Source organism: Asaia sp. W19 (assembly GCF_003994335.1).
GTDB lineage: Bacteria > Pseudomonadota > Alphaproteobacteria > Acetobacterales > Acetobacteraceae > Asaia.
The window spans coordinates 50,464-75,529 of the sequence record NZ_PNQZ01000043.1; the positions used below are offsets into that span (position 1 = coordinate 50,464).

The window sequence follows — 25,066 nt, forward strand, 5'->3', positions numbered from 1 at the left end:
AAAGCCCAGCCAATGAGCGGTTCAGCAAGAGGTTCAAGCTTCTCCCCCATTCCCGAGGGGCTGGTGATGACAGCGCAACGCCTGGCAAAGGGCGAGACAAGCAGCAGGGCCCTGGTCGAGCAATGCTTGGAAAAGATCGAAAGCTGCGAAAATGCACGCGCGGCCTATACGTCGGACTTCTCCGCCGATCGCGCGCGGCAATATGCCGATGCTGCTGACCGGATACGCGCCAAGGGCTACCAGGCCTCGCCCTGGGCTGGGCTGCCGATCTCTGTCAAGGATCTGTTCGATCTGAAAGGCCAGATCACGCGTGCAGGCTCGACTCTTCTGGCAGACCGTCCGGTGGCTCCGGGCGACGCCGAAGCGATTGCCCCCCTCCGGGCGGCAGGCTTCATTCTGATCGGCCGAACACAGATGACCGAATTCGCCTATTCGGGTCTCGGCCTTAATCCGCATGGGGCGCAGCCCTGGAACACGCTGGTGGACGACGGACGCGCCATTCCGGGAGGCTCCACATCGGGCGGCGCGGTATCAGTCGCGACGGGGGCCGCTCTGGCGAGTATCGGATCCGACACCGGGGGGTCCTGTCGCATTCCTGCCGCGCTGAATGCCCTTACCGGCTTCAAGCCGACAGCCGGCAAGATCAGCCGCAAGGGCATGATCCCTTTATCGCCGACATTCGACAGCGTGGGCAGTGTAGCGCTGACCGTTTCGGATTGTCATCTCCTCGATCATCTGATGACCGGCCAAACCACGGACTGGGTCGCGCCCGAGCCCCAGAGCGCCCCGATACGCCTGCTCCTGCCCACCTCATTCGTCCGTGATGAGGCAGATGGCCAGGTGCTCTCGGTTTTCGAAGCCGTCATGAGGCATCTCGAAAATGCCGGGATAGAGATCATCCGCCAGCCCATGCCACTTCTGCAGGACATCGCCGATCTGAACCTGCAGGCGCAGATTGTCGCAGCAGAATCCTATCATTACTTCCATGATGATCTGTTGCACCACCCTGAGGAATTCGACCCTCGGGTTCGGGAACGCATGATCCTGGGCGCCAACACAAGCGTCGCCGCGTTGCGCCAACTCTACATCGAACGGCAGAAGCTTTGTGCGCGCTTCAATCAGGATATGCTGGGTTTCGATGCGCTCATCAGCCCGACCGTGCCGGTCCTGCCTCCAATGATCTCGGCATGCGACGACCCTCAGGCCTATGCGCGGTACAATCGGTTGATGCTGCGCAACCCTTCCCTTGCCAACCTGCTGGATGGCTGCTCCTACAGCCTGCCCCTGCACTGGAAGGGCCTGCCTGCGGGAATGATGCTGACCGCTTGTCACGGTCAGGATGCATCCCTCGCGCGCATCGCGCAGCGTTGCGAAAACCGCCTGAAATCTTCCTGACCATCGCGAGGCGTGAAGCAGCCTCGGAGAATCGGCGAAGGTTCATGGGATGGGATCACGTCACTACAGCGTTATTTGAACCGTTCGGTCAGGAAGTCTAGCGTTCCCCGTCCATTTCGCAATCCGCTCCAGCCCAGAACGAGTCACCAGCCATGGCAGAAAGCGCCCCCGCTCCGGGTCAACTCGTCTTCCTGACTACCGCCCTCTTCCTTTCTTACCTCGCCGTAGCAATGCCGCTGGCAGTCATCCCCCCCTTCGTCACCTCATGGCCCGGCTATGGCAACGCTCTGGCCGGTGTCGCTGTGGGCATCGCGTTCGTGTCGACAATTCTGACCCGCACCCTCGCAGGCGGCTTTACCGATTCACGCGGCGGCCGTTCGGCAATGCGTTTCGGCCTGATGCTCTACGCGCTGGCAAGTCTGATATGCCTCGTTCCTGGCCTCGGGATTCTGCCGCGACTGCCCTCGTTTTGTCTGCTGATTCTGGGGCGCCTGCTTCTGGGCGTTGGAGAGAGCTACACGCTTGTCGGCATGCATGGCTGGGGCATCGGATTGATGGGGGCAAAAGGAGCGGGAAAGGTGCTGACCTGGACCGGGGCCGCCATGTACGGCGCTTTCGCTTTTGGTGGCCCTGTCGGGTTATCGCTTTTCCATCATGCCGGATTTTCAACGCTGATGATCCTGTGCACGCTCCTGCCCTGCATCGGTCTGGTCATCATCCAGCCTGTTTCGGCGGCACCCGTCCTGACCGGCGAGCGCGGCTCCTTCTGGCCCGTTCTGGGCACGATACGTCCTTTCGGAACGGTCGTGGCACTCCAGGGTGTCGGGTTTGCCGTGCTCGGGGCTTTCCTCTCGGTCTATTTCATCAATCGCCACTGGTCCTACGGCGCACTGGGGCTGACATGCTTTGGCGGCGCATTCGTCGCGGGACGAATATTCTGCGGCCATATGCCAGACCGTTTCGGCGGCATTCGCGTCGCTCTGGCCTCTCTGTCGATCGAGGCCATCGGTCAGGCCTGTATTGCCTTGGCGCCCTCACCGGCTCTGGCGCTGATCGGCGCGGTCGCAACCGGAGCCGGGTGCTCGCTGATCTATCCATCAATGGGCGTCGAGGTGGTCCGCCGGGTCAGTGGCCCCATGCGCGCAACGGCACTAGGGGGCTTCGCCGCGTTTCAGGACCTGTCTTATGCGGTCAGCGGGCCTGTCGCCGGTCTGGTTTCGGACCATCTCGGCTATCGGGCGATTTTCATCATGGGCATGGTCTGTGCGCTGATCGGGCTCGTGCTGGTGCTCCGCCTCAGACGCCCCCAGCGCGCGAGTTGAGCCGAAAGACGACGCCGTCCCGGCATCAGACAGGAACGCTCAGATCCCGTAGTCGAGATGAAAGCGCACCATGTCGTGACCTTCCAGCAGGTCGTATCGAGGCAGAGGAACGGGCGTCAAACTCGGGCGTGAAGCGGACGCGTCAGGCGCCGTGTGCACGGCAGCGCTCTGGATTTCCGGTTCGTCCGGTATCTCCACAGCAGCACCGCTGCCGATATCTGCCTCCGGGTGCAAAGCTGCCGTTTCGAGATCCGCATCCGCCGTCCCGTCCTCTACCATCCCTACCGGCGGGAGAAGTCTGATCAACGCAAGGTGATCGTCCTCTGCGAGCGATGATGGGCGCTCCCCGCGCGCTTTCTGCACGAGCCAACCGGCAAGGGCAGAGGCCACCGCCTCGAGCGCTTCGGCTTCCGAACGCGCACCCTGTTCGGACAGCAACCGGATCAGAAACGTGATATCCTCAGGACCGGCGCGATGAGGCGCATGATCCGTATCGCGTTTGATGACCCAGCCACCAACATGCTGCTCGATGATCTGCGGTTCCACGATCCGGTCTGCCACGCACGCTTCCTCCCCTTGCTGCATGGCCGAATAGCAGAAATCAGGGTGCGCGCCCAGATGACGACCGCTCTCGCCCTGTGCCGAAACATGTATGGGGCGGAGACCACGGCGCCGAAAGCCCACTGATGAAGTAGTGGCGCCGTGATTGCGATCAATGGCGGCAGAACCCTGGCGACGCGTTAGCTCGGCATGAAGCGCGGTATGTCCAGCGAGCCGGGATAGGCCGACGCCCATGAGGCGAGGCTTTGAGCCAGAAGGGCGATTGGTCTTGCCGCGATGGGTCTTCTATGAGAATTGCTCTCATATCGACCCTTCCCTGTAGCCTGGCCTGCCCGGCAGCCCCGCCCCCGCAAAGCCGACGCGCCCTGACAGCTGGATTATGATAGTGGCATTTCACCTGGCCCCCTCGCGCCGATCCGCACGCAGGTTCTGGCTTCTTTGCGGCGTTGCCGGATGTGGCGCGAGCATTGTCATCGCCGCCCAGAATGCACGCGGGGCCAGTATTCCGGTAAAAAAAGCGAAAACCGAACAGATTACGGTCAAGGCGACGGAGCCGGAAAAACGCGAGGCCGAGCGCGGTGGTGGGCTGATCGAAGCCCAGCACGCGGTGCGTTCGATCAGCGCAGTGGATAGCGCGTTCATCGCCAAGCAGGCCCCCATCTCGACCGCCTACCAACTGGTCTCGATGTTGCCCGGTGCCAATGTCGCTGCGTCCGATGCCATGGGGCTCTCCCCCCAGACCACAATTTCCGTGCGTGGGCTCAATACGGATTCGATCGGTTACGTGCTGGAGGGCATGCCGCTGAACGATCTGGCCTTTTACTCGGGCTATCCCAGTCAGTTTGCAGACGGCGAGAATTATCGGCAGGTCGCCCTCAGCCAGGGTGCCGCCGATCTTGATAGCCCGGTGCTCAATGCGGCTGGCGGCCTCATGAGCCTGAGTTTCCGTGATCCGGCTCGCAAGGCGGGAGGCACAGCCTCGGTTTCCTATGGCTCATACAATACGAACCGCGAATTCCTGCGTCTCGATACCGGATTGATCGGGCATACCGGGCTGCGCGGCTTTGTGTCCTACTCCCACACGAGCGCTGAAAACTGGCGTGGGCCGGGCCATGACATGCGCCATCATATCGATTTCAAGCTGGTACGCGATATCGGTGAACGCTCCCACGCATCTCTGCTCGGCAGTTTCAACAGCACGATCACGAGCTACTACCCGCAGGTTTCGAAGGACGCCTTCAAATTGTACGGCGTGTCTTCGGCCAATGCGCTTTCGGGCAAGTATGATCCGTCAAACCCGGAGGAGGCCCAGTATTATCAGCGCCTGTGGCGCGCGCCGGAGCGGACCCTGTATATGGGTGCTCCCGTCTCGCTCGCACTGACGGATCACCTGACCTTCAATGCCACGCCCTATGCCCAGGGCGCCTATGGAAACGTCCCTGGCGGTTCCACCCTTCCCCTGAGTGGGCTCTACACGGGCACACAGGCCCTGGGCGATGTCCTGTCGTTACCGAGCGCCCAAGACGATCAGGCAATCGTACGCGCCAATTACACCCAGCGCAGCTACCGCTCAGGATTCACTTCCGAAATCGCGTGGAAGCAGGGCTGGAACGAGACCGTGCTCGGATACTGGTTCGATTACGGCGACGATCACGAAGTCCAGTCTTTCTCGCCCGTCTCTGCAAATGGCGGGTCTCCGAATATCTGGGGGAGTGGTACCCGCAATTTCGTCAGGCTGTCGGATGGCGGCATCTATGTTGCTGGCGATAATCACACGATCAGCATGACCAATGCCCTGTATATTGGCGACCGGATGCACCTGCTTTCAGACCGGCTCCTGATCGAGGCCGGTTTCAAGGAGGTGATGGTCAGCCGCGTTGGAACGAATGCTGTACCGGGCCCGCAATATCACGTGGGCAGCAATAGCGCCGTACCGCTCCCCCGGTTTGGCCTGCGCTACCAGATCACCGCACGCCACCAGATCTTCGTGAATACGACAACCAATTTCAGAGCTCCCGCCTTCACGGCGCTCTACAATAACTACGATCCGACGAGTGGCGCGACTGGCACTACTGGCTCGGGAGATCTGCGCAACGAATATTCCATCTCCGAAGAGCTGGGATATCGATATAGCGGGCCGCTCGTGACAGGGAGCCTGACCTTCTTCAACTATAACTTTACCAATAGGCAGATCCAGACGCAGGTCTTGATCAACAACACCCCGGTATCCTCGACCATGAATGCGGGGGGCCAGACCTCCCGTGGTCTGGATGTCGAGATTGGTCTTCGGCCCTGGCATCACTGGGCGCCCTATGTTTCCGGCGAGTATCTGCACGCCACGATCGACAACAACATCGCGAGCAACGGAGATCTGTTGCCCACTGCTGGCAAAACCGCGGTGCGCAGCCCCCGGCTACAGGCCTCGGCGGGTCTCACCTATGATGACGGACATGTTTTCGGGTTTGCCGCCATTCAGTACACCGGCAGGCAATACGCCACCTTCACCAATGACGAGCGTATCAGCGATCATACGACAGGTAATCTGACGCTCGGTTATCGTTTTGCTGATGCAAAGCGCCTGAAGGCCCCGTCGATCCGTCTGAACTTCATCAACATCACCAATGAGCACTATCTTTCGGGCGTTGCCGACCCCACGCTCAACGCACGGGATACTCTCGGGCGTTATGGAACAACCATCGCGGGAAGCGCACCGGATTACTATATCGGCGGTGGCTTTTCTGCCCTCGCGACAGCAACAGCCGGCTTTTGATGACCGGCACGCCCGAGGCCCCCGGTCAGTTCGGCCTCTGGGGCAAGGAGGCCAAGCGTGACTGGCCCCTGATTACGAAAAACGAGGCACAGGAGGCTCTGGGCGCCTTCGGCCTCACCTGCGAAGAGGCCATTGAGTGGCACAGCGCGCGCCCGTTTTCCGCCGTTTCGCGCCTGCGGGACGGGTCTGGCGCCATCTGGTTTCTCAAGCGTCATCATCGCGCCCTGCGTGATGCGGCCGCCTTGCGTCAGGAACACGACTTCATCGCCCATCTGGCCCGGCATGGTCTGGCGGTGGCCCTGCCTCGTGCCACGTCCTCGGGCGACACCACGTACTCATCGCAAGGCAGAGATGGTGCGATCTGGTGCTATGAGTGTTTCCCGGCGCTGGACGGACAGGATCTTTATCGCGATCGCATGTCATGGGAGTCATATCTCACTGCTGATCAGGCATTCGAGGCCGGAAATGCACTGGCGCGTTTTCATCGTGCAGCAGAGGGATACTCCGCGCCGTCTCGTGCCCAGCGCTCCCTCGTCTCTGCACTCACCCCGCTCTGTGGCCCGCAAGGCCCGGCGTCAGGGCTGCAGGCATGGATCGCATCGATGCCTGACCTAGAACAGGCTTTGACGGATCTGGGGGGAGATCACGCCTTGATTGCTGCGTTGACGCCCCATTTCGAACGTGCAGCCCCCCTTCTTGTGGCGCCGGTCCTACGGTGGGGTCATGGCGACTGGCACGGCTCCAACCTCATCTGGCATGAGCGCCCTGCGCCGCAAAGCAGCGCTGCGCAGAGCGATGAAGCGTCTTACTCCGCAGGCGTACCGTTCGATTTCAGCATGGCCGATCTGACGACGCGGGGTTTCGACCTCGCCGTTGCCCTGGAGCGCAGCATGATCGGATGGCTCACGCCGCACGCAACACCAGACACCGCGCCGGATTATTCGGTCGGCTGGAAACAAGTGCGCGCTTTCCTGCGCGGCTATCATGAAGAATGGCCGCTCACTGCGCAGGATAGGGCGGGCATCGCCGCATTTCTTCCCCTCGCCCACGTTTCCTTCGCTTGTTCGGAGATCTGGTATTACACCTGTCTTGTCGAGCAACCTGCACTCGCGCGCGTCACCCATGACACTTATCTCGTGGCCCATGCGCGCTGGTTCAGCACAAAGAATGGGCAGAAATTGCTGGATCTCGTCGCGTCCCCGGACAGTCTGGGCAACGCACGGTGATGTCCCCGATCGAAGCTCTGGCCGTTATCGTGACCATGATGGGCATTGCCCTTACAGCGCAGCGACGCGTGCTCGGCTGGCCCTGCTCCCTGCTCGCCTCACTTCTCTATCTGGTCGTCTTCGCAAGAGCCCGGCTCTACGCGGATTCCGCGCTGCAGATCGTCTTTTGCCTGTTTCTCCTGAAAGGCTGGTACGACTGGTATCGCGTGGCGCGCAGGGAGGCGGGCATTGCCGTCAGGCCTATCGGTCGCGCCATCCTGGCACGAGATCTTGCTCTGGGTGTCGCGGCCAGCACGGTCCTGGGCGTCGCGCTCCGGCATTGGACGAGCGACGCTGCTCCGATGACCGATGCAGCGCTGAGCGTGTTCAGTGTGATTGGCCAGATCTGGACAGCACGCCGCTTCATTGCCTGCTGGCCCCTCTGGATCGCCGTCGACTGCGCCTATGTGGCCCTGTTCATCGAGCGTAGTCTCTGGCTCAGTGCGGGGCTCTATGCAGGACTCACAGGGCTTGCAATCTGGGGCTGGTTCAGCTGGCGCAGGGCCCGGCTGTCACGCGCATAACCCGCCACCGACGGTGAGCGTCGTTCCGTTCACATAGCTGGCTGCCGGGCCCGCAAGGTAGGACACAGCCGCAGCGATATGCCCTGTCTCGCCAAAGGCACCACTGGCGACAAAGCTTGCAAGCGTTTCAGCATGGGCCCCGTCCGCCTGGTTCCATTCGGTATCGATCGGGCCGGGCTGGACCGCGTTCGTTGGCCGTAATGCCGCGCGGACCGACATCACGCACAACGCCTCGCAAGAACCCGACCAGCGCCGCCTTGGTCGCGGCGTAGACCGACACACCTGGCAGCGGCATGCGCTCACCGAAAGCCATCCCATATAAATAAGGCTCCCCCCTTGCGCATATGGGGCAGCGCGGCAGCTGTCTCGATCATGGCCCCGCGCAGGTTGAGAGAGCGTGGACTCGACCTCACCATCGCTCATGCTGTCAATCAGACCATAGGGATAGCCCCCTGCATTGCACACCAAAGTGTCGATCCGTCCGTATCACAAGCGCACGTCGCCCCAGTGCTTCGTTGGCCGCCTTCGTCATGAGGGCACGGGCTTCATTATGCGCATGGGTCAAAGCGACATCGAACCCATCCTGCGCCAGACGCTTGCAGATGGCCGCGCCCATACCGCGGTCCCCCCCTGTAACCAGGGCAGATGCAGCATTCATATCGGCTCTCCTTTTCCGAGGGAGAGCTGAGTGTGCAGGATACCGCTGGCGGCGCCACCCCGGGATATCCCCCGGGCAATCGAACCTAGGCGCTCCCCTCATTGGCACGATCTGACCGGGATCGCGTTCTACCGAGCCTTGCATCCGTTACGCGATCGTCTTACCAGCTTGTCGCCATCTACCGGTGATTGCGAAAGGCCCTGCCCCTTGCTGAAGAAACGCCTCTTCTACCCCCGGGCGCCAAGACAGCTCATCACGCAGTTCCTGCGTTTCGGGATCATCGGGGCCTTGGGGCTGGTCTGGGACATCCTGATCGTCACGCTGCTGCGCCCCGAACTCGGCCTGACGGCTGCAACATTGCTGTCCTATTTCCTGGTCGCCAGCCTCAACTGGCTGCTCAACCAGATCTGGACCTTTCGCAGTGTCGCCCATCGCGATCATCCCATCCTGCAATGGCTGCGCTTCCTTGCGGCCAACAGCTTCGGGTTCCTGCTCAATCGCGGCACGGTCTATGCGCTATGCTTCACCATTCCATTCTGCTCACGCCATGTGGCCTTGCCGCTGGCCGCCGGGTCATTGATGGGGCTGATGGCCAATTTCAATCTGTCACGCAAGCTTGTCTTCCGCGCCAAAGTACCTGAAACGCCCATGGAACTGGCCCAGATGGCCGTGGATCTGAATGTCGATCCGGTCGATCGCGATCTGGAATCCTGAGAGCCCACGCGCAAAACATTTCCTTTGCGGTCTCTTTGCTCTAGTGGAGATGCCATCTTCACGCCGCAATCGGGATTTTCTGCTCGCGCCATGACCACACCGATCCACAACACCACCACAAATGAGCTGCGCAGCGCGTTTCTGAAGTATTTCGGAGACCAGGGCCACAAGATCGTTCCTTCAGCACCGCTGGTGCCTCAGAACGACCCGACCCTGCTCTTCACCAATGCTGGCATGGTGCCGTTCAAGAACGTGTTCACAGGGCAGGAAACCCGCCCCTATACCCGAGCGACCACGGCTCAGAAGGTCGTGCGCGCGGGTGGCAAGCATAATGATCTGGACAATGTCGGCTACACGGCTCGCCATCTGACCTTTTTCGAAATGCTCGGCAATTTCTCCTTCGGCGATTATTTCAAGGCCGATGCGATCGAGTTTGCCTGGAATCTCCTGACCAAGGGCTATGGCCTGCCGAAAGAGAAGCTCCTCGCCACGGTCTATGCCGAGGATGAGGAAGCAGCCGGTCTGTGGCGCAAGATCGCTGGCCTGCCCGAAGAGAAGATCATTCGAATCCCGACTTCCGACAATTTCTGGCGCATGGGCGATACCGGCCCTTGTGGCCCCTGCTCGGAAATCTTCTTTGATCACGGACCCGATGTCTGGGGTGGCCCGCCGGGCTCGCCCGAGGAAGACGGGGATCGCTTCGTCGAGATCTGGAATCTCGTCTTCATGCAGTACCTTGAAGGGCCTCCGGGCACGCGCGCGCCGCTGCCGCGCCCCTCGATCGATACGGGTATGGGGCTCGAACGCTTTGCCGCCGTCATGCAGGGCAAGCGCGATGTCTATGACACCGACGTGCTGCGCAGCTTGGTCGAAGCGACCGCTAATGCACTCAGCACCGACCCCGATGGCGCGCTGCGGGCGAGCCATCGCGTTGTGGCCGATCATCTGCGCTCGACCGCCTTCCTGATTGCCGATGGCGTCATGCCGTCCAAGGATGGGCGTGGCTATGTGCTGCGTCGTATCATGCGCCGTGCCATGCGCCATTTGCAGCGCCTGGGCGCGACCGAGCCGGTATTCTATCGCCTGCTCCCCGCACTGATCCGCCAGATGGGTTCGGCCTATCCCGAACTGGTCCAGCATCAGGCGCTCATCGCCGAAACCATGAAGGGTGAGGAAGAACGCTTCACCGCCCTGCTTGAGCGCGGCATGTCGCTGCTCGAAGACGAGACCGCCCGTGTGGCTGAGGGCGGTGCCCTGCCGGGCGACGTTGCCTTCAAGCTGTATGATACGTTTGGCTTCCCGCTTGACCTGACCCAGGATGCGCTGCGCGAACAGGGCCGCACGGTCGACGTGACCGGGTTCGAAGCCGCCATGGCCGAGCAGCGCGCCCGTGCGCGCGCGGCATGGGTCGGTTCAGGCGATGCTGCGGCGGAGACCATCTGGTTCGACGCGCGGGAGCGCTTCGGCGCCTCGGAGTTCCTGGGCTATAACTCGGAAAAGGCCGATGCCGAGATCGTTCTGATTGCGAAGGCCGGTGTCGAGAGCGAGAGCGCCACAGCGGGCGACGAGATCGCCATCCTGCTGAACCAGACCCCCTTCTATGGCGAAAGCGGTGGACAGGTGGGCGATCATGGCGTGCTGGTCGGTGAGAATCTGCGGATCGAGATCACTGACACCCAGAAGCGCAATGGCGATCTGCTGGTGCATTATGGCCGCGTACTCGAAGGCACCGTATGCCCCGGCACTTCGGTCACAGCCGAGATCGACCATACAAGGCGCCAGGCCGTGCGCGGGCATCACTCCGCAACCCACCTGCTTCATGAGGCCCTGCGTCGCCAGCTGGGTGATCATGTCGCCCAGAAGGGCAGTCTGAACGCGCCGGAGCGCCTGCGCTTCGACGTGTCGCAGCCGCGCCCCATTACGGCCGAGGAACTGGCTCTGGTCGAGCGCGAGGTGAATGCCCGCATTCGCGAGAACAGCGCCGTCGAAACGCGCATCATGACGCCCGAGACCGCCGTAGCCGAGGGCGCAATGGCGTTGTTCGGCGAGAAATACGGCGACGAGGTCCGTGTGGTCTCCATGGGGCTGGGCGATGACACGCGCGGCGCCTACTCGATCGAACTTTGCGGCGGTACGCATGTGGGCCGCACAGGCGAGATCGGGCCATTCCGTATCGTGTCGGAAAGCGGCGTCTCGGCCGGTGTGCGTCGTATTGAAGCCGTTTGCGGCGTTGCGGCCGACCGCCTCGCGATCGAAGCCGATGAACGCCTGCGTCGCATAGCCGATCTGCTGAAGGCCACCGTGGCCGAAGCGCCTGACCGCCTCGCCGCGCTCGTGGAAGAGCGTCGCGCGCTCGAGCGACAGGTTTCGGAACTTCAAAAGCGCCTCGCCACCGGTCAGGCAGATTCCGCCAGCGAGACCATCAATGGCGTGACCTTCGTTCCGCGTGATCTGGGCGATGTGGCGCCGCGCGAACTCAAGAACATGGCTGAAGCCATTACAAAGCAGATCGGAAGCGGCGTCGTGGCGCTGATCTCGACGGCTGAGGGCAAGGGCAGCGTGGTCGTGGCGGTCACAAAGGACCTGAATGATCGCTTCAATGCCGTTGACCTGGTGCGCCTTGCTTCGGCTGAAATGGGCGGCAAGGGCGGTGGTGGCCGCCCCGATATGGCCCAGGCCGGCGGGCCGCAGCCGAATAGCGACGCCGTGTTCGATTCACTCAGAAAAACGCTCTCTGCCTGAGCGATCATGACAAAGGGTGAACCATGTCGTTATGGCATGGACACCTAATCAAAAGCGCGGCATCGAAGGCATCTGAGTTCAAGCTGTTGCACTAATACAGCAGTGCAACAGCAATCCTTCAGATGAGGTCTCGATGAAGAGTGAAATCGAAAACAGCCTGATTGCCCTGCTCAAGGGCGTGCAGCATTTCGACGACGAAGTCTACGAAGAGCATCGCGAGCTTTTCGAAAGTCTTGCCGATGGCCAGTCGCCTTCCACCCTGTTCATCACCTGCTCCGATAGCCGTATCAACCCGAGCATGATCACCCAGACTGCGCCGGGTGACCTGTTCATTGTGCGCAATGTCGGCAATATCGTCCCGCCGCATGGCGAAATGCTCGGTGCGGTTTCCTCCGCCATTGAATACGCCGTGCTCGTGCTCAAGGTTAAGCATATCGTTGTTTGTGGTCACTCGAATTGTGGCGCGATGGGCGCCTTGTGCGATCTGAACAACCCGAAATTCGATGCGATGCCCACAGTAGCGCGTTGGCTGCGTAATGCCGAAGCAGCTCGCGCCGCTCTCGGCCCGCTGAAGGCCGAAGACGCGGGGCCGGAAACTGTCAAGGAACTGGCCCAGCAGAACGTACTGCTTCAGCTCGCCCATCTGCGCACCCATCCAGCCGTGGTCGGGGCCTTGGCCGCGGGCGAAATCGCCCTTCAGGGCTGGTTCTACGATATCGGCTCGGGTCAGGTCGTCGTGATCGACGAGCAGACCCGTCAGGAGCGCACGGTGCGCGATGTTCTGAGCGGTCTTGGCGTCCAGGCCTGATTGGCTTCTGGGGCTGCTTCTGGCTGTCTGGGTCTTGGCCCCGTCAGCCGAAGCGTCTCCCCTCAAGATTGCCACATGGAATCTTGACTGGCTGATCCTGCCTGCCTCAGCGCGAGCGGACCTGCCTCCCAATATTCCCTCTCGTTCAGGCAGGGACTGGGCCGCCCTCACCGCGGAGGCGGCGCGTCTCGATGCGGATATCATCGCAGTCCAGGAAGTCGCCAATGAGGCTGCGCTCGCGCAACTCTTCCCGCCCCTGCTCTATCATCTCGTCCTGAGCCATGCGCCCATTGCGCAGAATCTCGGCCTCGCTCTCCGCGCGCCATGGCACGTGGTGGACCAGCACGAACTCCGCGCGCTTGACCGCTCTCCCCTGCGTGGAGGTCACGCCCTGAGACCGGGTCTTGATGTCGTCCTCAGTGATGGGAGCTATCGGCTCCGCCTCCTGGTGATCCATCTCAAATCCGGCTGCTGGGAGCGCAGCTGGACCGAGAACCATCATGCCTGTCCTGTGCTGCGCGAGCAGATCGCCATCCTGTCGGACTGGATCGCCGAGCGCGAAGACGAGGGCGAGGCCTATGCGATTATCGGTGATTTCAACCGCCGACTCACCCTGCAGGATCCGTATTACCGCGCCCTGGTCGATGCGGCGCAGCCTCTTCTGGTCACTTCCGGGCTGGCCAGCCCCTGCGAAGGGGGCAGCTATTTCATCGATCACATTCTGCTCGGAGGGCAGGCCCGGAACTGGCTCATTCCCGGCAGCCTGCGCGTGATGCTCCCGCCAGAGTCCACGCCGGCCTTCGTTTTATCCGATCATTGCCCGGTATCGGTGCGTCTCTCGCCACGCTGATCCGGGGCGCTGGCTCGATTGTGCATCGGCGCGGCGCTGGCCTATGATCTGCGTCATCATCGGGAGGGGGGATCTGGTCATGCGCTATCGTTCTCTGGGACAGTCGGGGCTGATTGTCTCGGAACTCGGGCTTGGCTGCAATAATCTGGGGGGGCGTGTGGACGCTTCGCGCTCCGCCCGTCTCGTCTCATGCGCGCGGGATCTCGGGATCACGCTCTTCGATGTGGCTGATGTCTACGGACGGCGCGACGCGCATGCAGGTGCGTCGGAAGAGGCACTCGGCGCGGCGCTCGAGGGTCATCGCGCGGAGGTGGTGGTAGCCACCAAATTCGGGATGAAAATGTGCGAGGGCGACGATCCTGCGGGACGCGCATCCGGGGCGTCGCGCCGCTATATCGTGACGGCGGTCGAAGCCAGTCTGCGCCGACTGAAAACAGACTGGATCGACCTCTATCAGCTTCATTGTCCTGACCCGCGCACCCCGCTGGAGGAAACCCTGCGTGCGCTCGACGACCTCATCCGCAGCGGCAAGATACGCTATGCAGGCGTGTCCAATCTCCCCGCCTGGCAGATCGCCAATGCCTGCCATATTGCCCGACGGGAACGACTCTCGGGAATCATCGCCTGCCAGGATGAGTTCTCCCTGCTGGAGCGCGGCGCCGAGACCGCTCTCATCCCGGCGTTGAAGCAGTTTGGGCTCGGACTCCTGCCCTATTTCCCCCTCGCCTCCGGTATGTTGACGGGTAAGTATCAACGCGACACCGCCCCGCCGGAAGGATCACGCCTGGCCGCCTGGACTTATCTCCAGGAGCGCTACCGGTCGGACGCTGTCTGGTCATTCATCGAGGGTGCGCAGGCGCTCGCAACCCGCCACGACCACAGCCTCTCCGATCTCGCCTTCCAATGGCTGCTGCGCCATGACGTAGTGGGAAGCGTGATCGCCGGGGCCACAAGCGAGGAGCAATTGCTGCAGAATGCGCGATCCTGCGCACTGACCCTGGACGATGCGATGAAGGCTGAACTGGATGCGCTGCTTGCCTCGGAAAGGAAGCCCGCATGAACCCGATAAGCGCCCCCTGGCCAGTCACGAGCCTCGCAACAGCCCTGAGCATCACCTGCCATCCCGCCCCGGTTCTGGATGATCCCGATCTCGAGGCCGCGATCGAAGCGCAATGGCACGACGCACTCAAGGCGCATCCGGGGCTCTATAATGGCCGCGTCTTCTGCCTCTCCTCTCTTTCCCCAGATGCTCTCTCCGGTTTCTGGTGCGAATATCGCTGGGTTCTCGCCCAGATGCGGGCGCCCGAACTCGCGGCACGTCTCAATCTGCGCTCCCTGGCCGTTACGGGACTGCTTCTCTGCCCGGACGGCGTCGTTCTGGGGCGACGCAATCCGAACTCCCTGTATCTGCCCGGGTATTGGCAGGGCGTTCCCGCTGGCAGTGTCGAAGCGCGGAAGGACGCCGACACCGTGGACCTCGGCGCCCAGCTTCTGGCCGAGCTCGACGAGGAAGTCGGTCTGTCAGGCGCGGTTACCCTGAGCGGCCCCCTGCTCGCCTGCGAGCATGATCACACGCATATCGTCGATCTTGGCTTCATGATCCGCACCGATCTGTCTTTCGCCGCCATCAGAGCGGCTTGGCAGGCGCGCGCCAATGACGAATACGATCAGATTGCCTGTCACGAGAGGCATCTGGTTGCCTCACTTTCGGGCCATGTCCTGCCGACCACGAGAGCCATGCTGGAGCGTCTTGACCGATGAGTGCCTATCGTCCCCTCACGGCCTCCGGGCTGATCGACACGCTTGCGGCTCTCCCTTCGGTGTCGGCCATACTGGGCGGCAACACGGCGGATTGGGGCGCGCGCGAAGTCAGCGACGGAAATCTCAATACGGTGTTCATCGTCTCGGGGCCGCTCGGTAGCGTGTGCTGCAAGCAATCCCTGCCCTATGTCCGGGTTGATCCTTCCTGGGCCATGCCTCTGGAACGGACCCTGTTCGAGGCACGCTGGATGCAGCATGTAAGTCCGGCCGTCGGGCATCAGATTCCGACCCTCTATCATCTCGATGAGGGGTTGTTTCTGATCGTGATGGAAAATCTCGCGACGCATCACGTCTTGCGCGGAGCGCTGATCGCAGGATTGGCACCGGCCGGCTTTGCGGCGCGCATCGGCGAATTTGTCGGTCACGCGAGCTTTGCGACTTCATGGCGTGCCATGCCGTTCGAGGATGTACACGCCATGCGCGATATCTTCTCGCGCAATCTGGCCCTGACCCGGATAAGCGTGGATCTGGTCCTGACGGATCCCTATCGTCGCGACTGCGCGCGCAACCACTGGATCAGCCCGGCCCTCGACGATCTCGTGACCGCGATTCAGGAAGACAGCGCGCTTCACGCTGCGGTGGAACGCCTGCAGGAGCGCTTTCTTTCCTGCGGTCAGGCCCTGCTTCATGGCGACCTGCACACGGGCTCTGTCATGATCTGCGGCGATGATGTGCGCGTGATCGATGGGGAATTCGCCCTTTACGGACCAATCGGCTTCGATCTGGGTATGTTCACGGCCAATCTGATCATGAATGCGTACGCACAGCCCGAGCACGACGCGTGGATGCGTGACGAGATTGCGCTGCTCTGGTCCGGATTTCGCCACGCCTATCTGGAACGTTGGGAACAGAGCGGCGCGCGCGGCGATGTGGGGTCACTGTCGCGCCCAACAGTCTCGTCCGCCGAGCGCACGAGATTCTTCCAGCAGGTCATGCATGATTGCGCGGGATTTGCCGGTCTGGAACTGGTTCGCCGCACCATCGGCTTCGCGCAGATTGCCGATTACGAGGCAAGTCAGGACCGGGAGCAGGAAGTCGAGGCAAGGCGCCGTGCCCTGATCACAGGGCGTGCGCTTATTCAGCGAGCCTTTCAGATCGACAGCCCTGAGGCCCTACTGGGCATGATCTGACGTTCCTGATGCGGCGCGGCACCGCGCCGCATCCCCAACTGGTCAGGCCCGTCGATAGGCCCGATCGAACCAGACGAGACCGTTCGCCTCATCGCGATTGAATTCGGCGCAGAGCGGCTCGACGAAGAACACAGTATGGGTACCGATCTCCTGCGTCAGGCTGACACGGCACTCCAGCGTTACGAGCGCGCCCTGCAGAACGGGCATCCCGATCTCGCCCTTTCGCCAGATGCCTGAGGCGAAGCGTTGCTCCATGGAGGAGCGGGACGACCCGAACAGCCCCGAGAGGGCCTCCTGCTCATGGGCAAGAACATTGATGGCGAGCAGGTTGTTGCGCACCAGATGAGCATGGGTTGTCGCTGCGCGATTCACGCAGACGAGCAAGGTGGCAGGATCATCGGAAACACTGCACACCGCCGAAGCCGTGAAGCCACAGCGCCCCTCTTCACCATCAGTCGTGATGATGGTTACGGCGCTGGCAAGGCGCGCCATCGCGTCACGAAAGAGTTCCTTCGACAAGGGGGGGCGGTCAGGCATGGCAGAGGCTCCAGACAGATTGGCCAGCGGCGATTGGACATCCGGTATGCGGCAATGGGCTATTGCTGCAAGAGGATGGACGCAACTTGTTCATTGCGGGCGCAGTTTAGCGCCTTGCCCAGGACACGGTTTCCTGAGATATAAACACACGATCATCGTGGATAGATTATATTCCACACTGTGAAAAGCTTAATCGGGGCGGGAGCGACCATGAAAAGGGCGATACGCATAGGCGCTGGCGAGGCACTCGTGCTGACGGCCAACAGATTGCTCGACGGACTTATCGTCTGGCGCGACGCCAATGGCGCCTGGCAGCGATCGATCACGCATGCGGCAATCCTCCCGCCGGAGCTTTACGAGTCGACACTCGAAACTGCCACGAAATCGGCACAGGATGATGGTGTGGTCGGGGTATATGAGGTGGTGGTCCGACCAGGGCCAGTCGCCCAGCCGGTGAGCGTGAGGGAGCGGATCAGAGCGTTCGGGCCTACGGTTCATCCGCAATTTGCTACGGAGTTGGACGCATGAACGCGCCTGTCGGTCACTACCAGTATCAGACGGCGGACCGTGAGTTTCTCGCCTCACGCATCTCGGAATTCGAAGGTCAGGTGCAGCGACGCCTGAGCGGTGAATTGAGCGAGGATGAGTTCAAACCCCTGCGCCTGATGAATGGCCTCTATTTGCAGCTTCACGCCTATATGCTGCGCGTGGCCATTCCCTATGGCGTTCTGGACTCGCGTCAGATGCGCAAGCTTGCCCATATCGGGCGTCGTTACGACCGCGATTACGGCCATTTCACCACGCGCCAGAACATCCAGTTCAACTGGATCCGTCTGGAAGACACACCGGAGATCCTGAGACAGCTGGCCGACGTGGATATGCATGCAATCCAGACCAGCGGTAACTGCATTCGTAACGTTACCTGTGACCAGTTTGCCGGGGCTGCGGCTGACGAATTGATGGATCCCCGTGTCCACGCCGAGATCCTGCGTCAGTGGTCTACCCTGCATCCCGAATTCACGTTCCTCCCGCGCAAATTCAAGATCGCCATCTCCGGCAGCCCGCAGGATCGCGTCGCGGCGCGCTTCCACGATATCGGCATTCTTGCCCGCCCCGGAGAGAACGGACCGCTCTTCCGCATCTTTGTAGGCGGTGGACTGGGACGTACGCCGCTGGTCGGGCATGAACTCTTCGATTCAGTAGCCGAGCCGGACCTGCTCATGACCCTTGAGGCGATCCTGCGCGTCTATAACGCGTATGGACGACGCGATAACATCTACAAGGCGCGTATCAAGATTCTGGTGCAGGCGCTCGGGATCGACGGTTACCGCAAGGCGGTAGAGCACGAACTCTCGCGTATGGACCCCGCCCATTACCGACTTGCGCCGGAAACGGTCGACGCCATTCGCGCGCGTTTCGCCGCGCCCGACCTGAGCGCCGAACCGCAGGCAGAAGCCGTGCTCAGGCGCGATCGCGCCGCCGATCCTGACTTTGACCGCTGGGTACGCAGCAATACTCACCCGCATTTCGCCCCCGGTCGTATTGCCGTGACGGTATCGATCAAGCCGGCTGGCGGCATTCCGGGCGACGCCACCTCGGACCAGATGGACCGACTGGCCGATCTGGCGGACCAGTATTCCTTCGGGGAGCTGCGCATCACCCATTTGCAGAATGTTGTACTTGCCCATGTGGCACAGGATCGTCTGCATGCGCTCTGGCAGGCCTTGGTCGCCATCGGTCTCGGTGATGCCAATCACGAACTGATCGGCGATATCGTCGCCTGCCCCGGGCTCGATTACTGCGCTCTTGCCAACGCGCGCTCCATTCCGATCGCACAGAAGTTGAGCGCGCGCTTTGCCGATAATGCTCTGCAGGAAGAAATCGGCAGGCTCCGAATCAATATCTCGGGCTGCATCAACGCCTGTGGCCATCATCATGTCGGTCATATCGGCCTGCTCGGTGTCGACAAGCGTGGCGAGGAATTCTTCCAGATCACGCTTGGCGGTCGCGATGATGATCTGTCGCGCACGGGCGATATCCTCGGGGCCGCCCTGCCGGAAGATGACATGGTCGATGCCATTGCCCGCATCGTCGATCGTTATCTGAGTGTGCGGGTCAAAGGAGAGGCCTTTCTGGACACCCTGACACGTCTTGGCGATACCCCGTTCAAGGAAGCCGCTTATGAAACAGTTTGAGCTCGGACCGGCGCGTCATCCCGCCCCGCCGACGCTGGAGATCGTCCCTGTTGCCGAAATGACCGAGGCGACCCGCGCGATACGCCTCACGCCTGATTTTGATGTCGAGACCCTGGAAACAGCGCTTGATCATCTCGATCTGATCATCGTGACCTTCCCGATCTTTCGTGACGGGCGCGGTTTCACGCAGGCACGGGCCCTGCGCGAATATTACGGCTTTGCCGGTGAGATACGTGCCGAGGGTCATCTGATTCCGGATCAGGCCCAGTTCCTGCGGAGTTGCGGCGTCGATTGCGTCCTGCTCGGGGATGACGTGGATGAGACGCCGTGGTTACGCGCCCTTTCGCTCTTTCCTGTTACTTATCAGGCTCGATTGGGCCTGCGCTAAGGCCGTTGCCCGATATAAGTGCCGGGGTCGCTCCTGTCCCCGGCTTCTCACCTGCCCCCTCTGCTGCGCGGACCGCCCATCGATCAGAGCCATACAGATGATCGTATCCGGGGACGCGCAGATGCACGTATCACGTCGCGTCTTCCCCGACCCAGAGGGCAGGAATAGCGCGTTTCAAAAGCGGTAATTTGCCCAGCCGGCAAAAAAATCCGAGCTTGTATAACCGGCGCGCGTGAGCGCAGGTCCAGCCTGTAAATGCTCGTAGCGTCCAGTGAACGTCAGGCGTGGCGTCCAGGTGAAGACCGCCTGAGCGCGCGTCGACTGGGCCACACGGCGCGCGCGCGTGTTCTGTGTTCCCGCAAAGGCTGTCCCGTTGGCACGATACACCGCATCGAGCACGGTCGCACGCCAAGCAAATTGATGCTCGATCGTCAGACGCAGACTTTCCAACGGAGAAACAGTGATATTCGGCGCCAGGGCAACAAGGTTCGTCGGGGTCAGAAAAAGCTGGTAGCTATAATAGATGTTATTGCCGAACGGGGCGAGCGCATTGCGCATTGTGCCCTTTCCGAACGCGCCGCCACCACTGGCATAATCGGCATGGAAACCGATACGCGGCGATGTGGGCGCCTTGCCCAGCCGATAAGTCTGCGCAAGAAAAAACTGCCAGGCCGCGATCGTGCGCCCGTCGTAATGGCCGCCCTGATAATTGCCGACCCAGTCGATCGTCAGCCGCTGTACATCCCCCCAGAGCCTGACCCCGTAATACATCCGGTCCTCACGCGCCGGGCCTGTGCCCCAGACCGCACGCCTGTTGCGCAAACGCCATACGAAGGGATCGAGGTAAAGCTTGGATTTACCGAGGAAATCCTTGGGGATTACCAACCCGCCGGTGCCGCCGGAGAAGCGGATCCCGCGATCAACCACATCATCGCGTACACCTCCGCGACCGAGGCGCGTATAGCGGAAATCGAAGAAATCTCCCCGGATCATACGGCCGCGCACCCAGAAACGCGTTCCGTTGAGCACGAAGCGAAGCGTGTTGTTGTCCCGCTGCGACGTCATGAGATTGGCGCCGTCCGTGAATTCCTGGCGGCCATAGCGCGCGCCGATGTTCACGGCTTTCAAGGGCGCGTCAGCCTCGGCAAAATATTGCTGAAGCACGAGCTTGTTGCGCATCGAGGCTGCGGGAGTTCCGATATTGGGGCCGGAAATGCCACCGTGAGCGAGTTCGCCGAAGGCACGGAAATAGCGTGTGATATGTAGATCCGCCCCTCCCACAAGCCGCATGATGTCCTGCCTCTGGCGTGGCCCCTTACGCAGATTGGGGTTGCCCGTCTGGTTGAGCCGCAGTCGCATTTCACCCGAAAACGTCAGATAGATGTTCTGGGAGCGATTGAGCGGCAGGAATTTGAGTCGATCGAGAAAGTCGCGACGGTTTTTCGCATCGCGCATCTTCGTCCAGTCCTCGGCCCAGCGCGAGAGGTTGTAGCCCGACGTCGTAAGCCCGTCCCCCGCTGCGGGAGCAGGATAGGCACTGACCGCCGGTTCGGCAGGCGCGCGTGTCTGTGATGTCGGATCGGGAGCCGGGTTATGCCCCTGGGCCAGGGCCTGGCAGCCCGGTGTCAGCATACCAAGCGCCAGCACACCAAGCGCCGTGCCGCAATATATGACGCGCCGCGTCCGGAAAGACTGGGGGAAAGAGAACCAATCTGGCATGACACGTGTCCCAGGTGATCACTCAGGAATGACGGGCGGCGCTGCCAGACCCGATTGCTCGCCACGCAACGCCAGAGCGAGCTTGCTACGGTCCAGAACGCCCTCCCACCGTGCGACGACAATTGTCGCGACGGCATTGCCGATGAAGTTGGTGAGGCTGCGGCATTCGCTCATGAATCGATCGACACCAAGAATAAGCGCGATCCCTGCGACAGGGATCGTCGGCAGGATGGACAATGTCGCAGCAAGGGTGATGAAGCCCGCCCCCGTGACTCCGGCCGCGCCCTTCGAAGACAGCATGGCCATGCCCAGCAGCAGGATCTGCTGCCCGAAGCTGAGATGAATGTCATAGGCCTGCGCAATGAACAGCGCAGCAAGCGTCATGTAGATATTCGTTCCGTCAAGATTGAACGAATAGCCCATGGGCACCACGAGCCCGACGATGCTTTTCGGGCATCCAGCGGATTCCATTTTTGCCATCAGGCTGGGCAGCGCGCTCTCAGAGGAAGACGTGCCGAGAACCAGAAGCAACTCGGCGCGGAGATAGGCGATCAGACGAAGGATCGAGAATCCGGCAAGGCGACCGACAATGCCGAGAACGACGAAGACGAACAGGAAGGCGGTCAGATAGAAGGTGACAACGAGCGTGGCGAGATCGGCTAGGCTCGAAGCCCCGTATTTGCCCACTGTGAAGGCCATGGCACCGAACGCACCGATCGGAGCCGCCTTCATCAGAATGGCGACAATACGGAACGCGACCGCCGAAATCTCCTCCAGCACATCATAGACGCGCGCGCCGCGCTCGCCCATCAGCGCCAGACCGATACCGGTCAGGATTGCGACGAAGAGGGCCTGGAGAATGTTTCCGGTCGTGAGCGCAGAGACGAAGGTATCAGGTATGATATTGAGAACGAACTCAGTGATGCTGCTCTCATGAGCCTTGCCGATATAGCCTGCGACGCTTGCTGCGTTCTCACCGGCACCCCCGATTTTGGCGTGGATGCCCGCCCCTGGCCTGATCACATTGGCCGTGATCAGACCGACAACGAGAGCGAAGGTCGAGAAGAACAGGAAGTAACCGAATGTCTTCCCCGCTACACGCGCAACGGCACGCAGATCACGCATGCCTGCAATACCGGTGACGATAGTAAGGAAAATGACAGGCGGAATGATCATCTTCACGAGACGAATGAAGCCGTCTCCGAATGGCCGGAGCGCCTGCCCTGTCTCGGGAGCGAAGTGACCGATAAGCGACCCCGCCACGATCGCTGCCAGAACCTGAAAATAGGTGTGGCGCCAGAAGGGCTTGCGATGCTCCGCTGGTGCGGCCTCGCTGGGTTCCGGAAAGGTCGGATCTAGTTTCATATGGGCCCCTGCTTTCCGATCGCTTCCAGATAAATCAAGATTACAAAACTGTAATCACGAATGCACTAAACAAAGTCTTGCAGAAGGCAAAAGCACATTTTGTTGACGAGATAAATCGCCGAATGGTCCAGTTCGACTAAAGACACAAAAGGAGGCGACACAAAAAGAAATACCCGGCCTTAAGCCGGGTATTTCTTGCAGATGCTTCGCATGGTTACCGTGCAGGCACGGCCTGAGCCACGTCAGACACGACGGCCGCCAGGCCCTGCCTACCGGTGATTGGCCGAGCGCGTGACGGGGCTCCGGCCTTACAGCTCGGGATGGTCTGAAGCAAAGGCTGCGGCGGCGCCAAAGAGACCAGGCTGGGGATGGGTGATGATCTTGACCGGCATGTCGCCCATCATGCTCTCGAAGCGGCCTTTGGCCACAAAACGCTCGGCAAATCCGGAATGCGGGAGGCGATCGGCCACGCGCAGCCCGAGCCCGCCCGCAATCACGACACCTTGGGCGCGATGCGCAAGGGCCAGATCCCCCGCGACGGCACCAAGAGAGAGGAAGAAGCGCTCGAGCGCCGCAGCCGCCATCGAATCACGCCCCTCCATCGCCATTTCCCAAAGCGCCTTGTTGTCACGCATGGTGATCGGCAGGCCCTGCATTTCGGTGATGGTTTCATAGATATTGGTCAGGCCGGGTCCAGACACGATACGCTCCGCCGAGACACGACGGAAACGGCGACGCAGGGCACGCAGGATCTTGTCCTCGAACTCGTCCAGCGGCGCGAAATCGATATGCCCCCCTTCGGTTTCGATGACGAAATACTGGCCCTTGCGGCGAAGCAGGCAGGCAGCACCGAGGCCGGTGCCCGGACCAACGATCGTCGTCGTGCCTTCGGTGGGGAGCGGCCGGTCCGGCCCGCACAGATGCTCAAGATACTTGTCGTCGATCTGGGCCACAGCATGACCCACGGCGCCAAAATCATTGACGAGAGTAAAGTCCTCCAGATGCAGACGCTCTGCCAGCATGGCCGGCTGAATGATCCAGGGGTTATTGGTCATCTTGAGCGTTTCGCCCTGGATCGGACAGGCAATGGCCATGCCCGCATAACGGGGCAGAGGATGATCCAGTGTGCGCCCGAAAGCCTCCCAGGCAAGAGCCAGACTTGCATGATCTGCCGTACGGAGGGTTGTTGCCTCGCCCAGCTCGACAACACGGCCCTGATCGACCTTGGCGATCGCAAAACGTGCGTTCGTTCCGCCAATATCGATAGTGACAATATCCTGCATCGCTTGCTCCAGGGTGCCGGGAGCAGCCTCTGGCGGGGCCGCTCCGCACGGTTTTTCCGAGTTTCGTGACAAAGCACTCGCAGGCTACACGGCCTGCGTCAACACCCCCGGTGACAAATCGCGCTCAGCGCGGTGTCTGTTTGACTTTTGCTCGACGCAGAAGGAAATGCGCGATCGGACGCGGCACGATGGCGGAAAGAAACTTGAGCCCCAGAAAGAGGCGCGGAAAGACCAGAACCGCCTGATTGCGTTGGGCCGCCCGCGCAATTCTGGCCGCTGCATCTTCGGCTGAAACCAGTAGCGGGCGCGCGCCGTCCAGCCTTTGGCTCATCGCGGTATCGATATAGCCGGGCTCGATCAGGGTGACACCCACGCCTTGAGGCACCATGGCGGCATGAAGGCAGGTGGCAAAACGCGCAAGACCCGCTTTGGAACTGCTATAAGCGGAAGCAAAGGGCAGGTCGTGATGCGCTGCCACTGATCCGATAAGAACGATACGTCCCTCGCCACGCGCCGCCATCATCTGGGCCGCCTCGGTGGCAAGCGTGACGGGCGCCGCATAATTCACAAGAGCCGCCTCCCTCACCGCCTCGACCGTTTCAGTCAGGGCGCCATCGGGACGTATGTCGGAAACACCAGCATTCAGAATGAGCAGATCGACTGCGCGCTCGGCAGAGCAAACTCGATAAAGCGCCAATCCTGCATCCAGATCGGACAGGGACAGCGTATGACACGTTACCGCGCTTCCCTGCTCACGACACAAGGCAGCAACAGCGTCGAGCCTGGTCTGATCACGGCCCCAGAGCGTCAGGCGCGTGCCCGGCCCGGCGTAATATCTGGCCAAAGCGCGCCCCAGACCGCCCGATGCCCCGGTGATGAGAACATGACCGGGTGCAAACTCTTTCTTTGCAAATGGATCGGGACGTGACATTCAACGCGCTTTCGTCAATGAAACGGAAGCCGGGTTGGACCATGGGGTCAAACCGGCCTACCGCGATAGAGAGTGAACCTTGCCGGAC

23 protein-coding genes are annotated in these 25,066 nt (G+C 61.4%); 15 read left to right on the top strand and 8 right to left on the bottom strand.

The window, feature by feature from the left end; all coding sequences use genetic code 11:
- Positions 1-12: 12 nt before the first annotated feature.
- Both C0V97_RS08485 and C0V97_RS08490 read left to right on the top strand, forming a co-directional pair.
- Positions 13-1,395, top strand: coding sequence for an amidase (locus C0V97_RS08485; RefSeq protein WP_127102188.1), 1,383 nt, complete (start codon positions 13-15; stop codon positions 1,393-1,395).
- A 152-nt stretch (positions 1,396-1,547) separates the two neighbouring features.
- Positions 1,548-2,717 carry an arabinose transporter gene (locus C0V97_RS08490; protein ID WP_127102189.1) on the top strand — a complete coding sequence of 390 codons (1,170 nt, stop codon included), beginning with the start codon at positions 1,548-1,550 and terminating at the stop codon, positions 2,715-2,717.
- Positions 2,718-2,756: 39 nt separating this feature from the next.
- On the opposite strand, the gene C0V97_RS08495 is transcribed toward C0V97_RS08490, so the two are convergent.
- Positions 2,757-3,278 carry a hypothetical protein gene (locus C0V97_RS08495; protein WP_127102190.1) on the bottom strand — a complete coding sequence of 174 codons (522 nt, stop codon included), beginning with the start codon at positions 3,276-3,278 and terminating at the stop codon, positions 2,757-2,759.
- Between the two features lie 379 nt (positions 3,279-3,657).
- Here C0V97_RS08495 and C0V97_RS08500 point away from each other — a divergent pair, with 379 nt between their 5' ends.
- Genes C0V97_RS08500 through pnuC form a run of 3 tightly spaced genes read left to right on the top strand, consistent with a single transcriptional unit; the run spans position 3,658 to position 7,837 of the window.
- Positions 3,658-6,048, top strand: coding sequence for a TonB-dependent receptor (locus C0V97_RS08500; RefSeq protein WP_127102191.1), 2,391 nt, complete (start codon positions 3,658-3,660; stop codon positions 6,046-6,048).
- Positions 6,048-7,274 (top strand): phosphotransferase enzyme family protein, encoded by a 1,227-nt coding sequence (locus C0V97_RS08505; RefSeq protein WP_127102192.1) that lies wholly within the window; start codon positions 6,048-6,050, stop codon positions 7,272-7,274. The genes C0V97_RS08500 and C0V97_RS08505 overlap by 1 nt, the downstream gene beginning before the upstream one ends.
- Positions 7,274-7,837 (top strand): nicotinamide riboside transporter PnuC, encoded by a 564-nt coding sequence (gene pnuC / locus C0V97_RS08510; RefSeq protein WP_127102193.1) that lies wholly within the window; start codon positions 7,274-7,276, stop codon positions 7,835-7,837. The genes C0V97_RS08505 and pnuC overlap by 1 nt, the downstream gene beginning before the upstream one ends.
- Here the strand turns inward: pnuC and C0V97_RS08515 are convergent.
- Positions 7,826-8,302: an SDR family oxidoreductase gene (locus C0V97_RS08515; RefSeq protein WP_336984995.1), complete on the bottom strand. Its 477-nt coding sequence runs from the start codon at positions 8,300-8,302 to the stop codon at positions 7,826-7,828. The genes pnuC and C0V97_RS08515 overlap by 12 nt on opposite strands.
- Positions 8,265-8,495, bottom strand: coding sequence for an SDR family NAD(P)-dependent oxidoreductase (locus tag C0V97_RS18910; RefSeq protein WP_336984994.1), 231 nt, complete (start codon positions 8,493-8,495; stop codon positions 8,265-8,267). Before C0V97_RS18910 ends, C0V97_RS08515 begins: the two co-directional genes overlap by 38 nt.
- A gap of 207 nt (positions 8,496-8,702) precedes the next feature.
- Between C0V97_RS18910 and C0V97_RS08520 the strand changes: the two genes are divergently transcribed.
- From C0V97_RS08520 to mtnK, 7 genes are all read left to right on the top strand, one after another.
- Complete coding sequence (locus tag C0V97_RS08520; protein WP_233582057.1) at positions 8,703-9,209, top strand: GtrA family protein; 507 nt, start codon at positions 8,703-8,705, stop codon at positions 9,207-9,209.
- Positions 9,210-9,299: 90 nt separating this feature from the next.
- A complete protein-coding gene (alaS, locus tag C0V97_RS08525) occupies positions 9,300-11,951 on the top strand; it encodes an alanine--tRNA ligase (RefSeq protein WP_127102194.1) in 2,652 nt (883 codons plus the stop codon).
- Between the two features lie 133 nt (positions 11,952-12,084).
- Positions 12,085-12,759 carry a carbonic anhydrase gene (locus C0V97_RS08530; protein ID WP_127102195.1) on the top strand — a complete coding sequence of 225 codons (675 nt, stop codon included), beginning with the start codon at positions 12,085-12,087 and terminating at the stop codon, positions 12,757-12,759.
- Positions 12,743-13,609 (top strand): endonuclease/exonuclease/phosphatase family protein, encoded by an 867-nt coding sequence (locus C0V97_RS08535; RefSeq protein ID WP_233582058.1) that lies wholly within the window; start codon positions 12,743-12,745, stop codon positions 13,607-13,609. The genes C0V97_RS08530 and C0V97_RS08535 overlap by 17 nt, the downstream gene beginning before the upstream one ends.
- A 79-nt stretch (positions 13,610-13,688) precedes the next feature.
- On the top strand, positions 13,689-14,669 hold the full coding sequence (locus C0V97_RS08540) for an aldo/keto reductase (protein ID WP_127102196.1): 981 nt from the start codon (positions 13,689-13,691) through the stop codon (positions 14,667-14,669).
- Positions 14,666-15,370: a hypothetical protein gene (locus tag C0V97_RS08545; protein ID WP_127102197.1), complete on the top strand. Its 705-nt coding sequence runs from the start codon at positions 14,666-14,668 to the stop codon at positions 15,368-15,370. Before C0V97_RS08540 ends, C0V97_RS08545 begins: the two co-directional genes overlap by 4 nt.
- A complete protein-coding gene (gene mtnK, locus C0V97_RS08550) occupies positions 15,367-16,560 on the top strand; it encodes an S-methyl-5-thioribose kinase (RefSeq protein ID WP_127102198.1) in 1,194 nt (397 codons plus the stop codon). The genes C0V97_RS08545 and mtnK overlap by 4 nt, the downstream gene beginning before the upstream one ends.
- A gap of 42 nt (positions 16,561-16,602) precedes the next feature.
- Here mtnK and C0V97_RS08555 read toward each other — a convergent pair whose 3' ends face one another.
- Positions 16,603-17,097 carry a flavin reductase gene (locus tag C0V97_RS08555; RefSeq protein WP_127102199.1) on the bottom strand — a complete coding sequence of 165 codons (495 nt, stop codon included), beginning with the start codon at positions 17,095-17,097 and terminating at the stop codon, positions 16,603-16,605.
- A gap of 210 nt (positions 17,098-17,307) precedes the next feature.
- On the opposite strand from C0V97_RS08555, the gene C0V97_RS08560 reads away from it, so the two are divergent.
- The 3 genes from C0V97_RS08560 to C0V97_RS08570 are packed head-to-tail and all read left to right on the top strand — an operon-like array spanning position 17,308 to position 19,680.
- Entirely contained in the window at positions 17,308-17,625 is a 318-nt protein-coding gene (locus C0V97_RS08560) for a DUF2849 domain-containing protein (protein ID WP_127102200.1), read from the top strand.
- Positions 17,622-19,292 carry a nitrite/sulfite reductase gene (locus C0V97_RS08565; RefSeq protein WP_127102201.1) on the top strand — a complete coding sequence of 557 codons (1,671 nt, stop codon included), beginning with the start codon at positions 17,622-17,624 and terminating at the stop codon, positions 19,290-19,292. The genes C0V97_RS08560 and C0V97_RS08565 overlap by 4 nt, the downstream gene beginning before the upstream one ends.
- Positions 19,279-19,680 carry a DUF934 domain-containing protein gene (locus tag C0V97_RS08570; RefSeq protein ID WP_127102202.1) on the top strand — a complete coding sequence of 134 codons (402 nt, stop codon included), beginning with the start codon at positions 19,279-19,281 and terminating at the stop codon, positions 19,678-19,680. The genes C0V97_RS08565 and C0V97_RS08570 overlap by 14 nt, the downstream gene beginning before the upstream one ends.
- Before the next feature lie 174 nt (positions 19,681-19,854).
- Here the strand turns inward: C0V97_RS08570 and C0V97_RS08575 are convergent, their stop codons facing one another.
- The 4 genes from C0V97_RS08575 to C0V97_RS08590 all read right to left on the bottom strand — a co-directional run bounded on the left by C0V97_RS08575 (position 19,855) and on the right by C0V97_RS08590 (position 24,978).
- Entirely contained in the window at positions 19,855-21,399 is a 1,545-nt protein-coding gene (locus C0V97_RS08575) for an alginate export family protein (protein ID WP_127102203.1), read from the bottom strand.
- 18 nt (positions 21,400-21,417) lie between these two features.
- The gene (locus C0V97_RS08580; protein WP_127102204.1) at positions 21,418-22,764 is read right to left on the bottom strand and encodes a dicarboxylate/amino acid:cation symporter; all 1,347 of its coding nucleotides are present in this window, start codon (positions 22,762-22,764) and stop codon (positions 21,418-21,420) included.
- Between the two features lie 308 nt (positions 22,765-23,072).
- A complete protein-coding gene (gene glk, locus C0V97_RS08585; RefSeq protein ID WP_127102205.1) occupies positions 23,073-24,047 on the bottom strand; it encodes a glucokinase in 975 nt (324 codons plus the stop codon).
- Positions 24,048-24,171: 124 nt separating this feature from the next.
- Positions 24,172-24,978 carry an SDR family oxidoreductase gene (locus C0V97_RS08590; protein ID WP_127102206.1) on the bottom strand — a complete coding sequence of 269 codons (807 nt, stop codon included), beginning with the start codon at positions 24,976-24,978 and terminating at the stop codon, positions 24,172-24,174.
- Positions 24,979-25,066 lie beyond the last annotated feature (88 nt).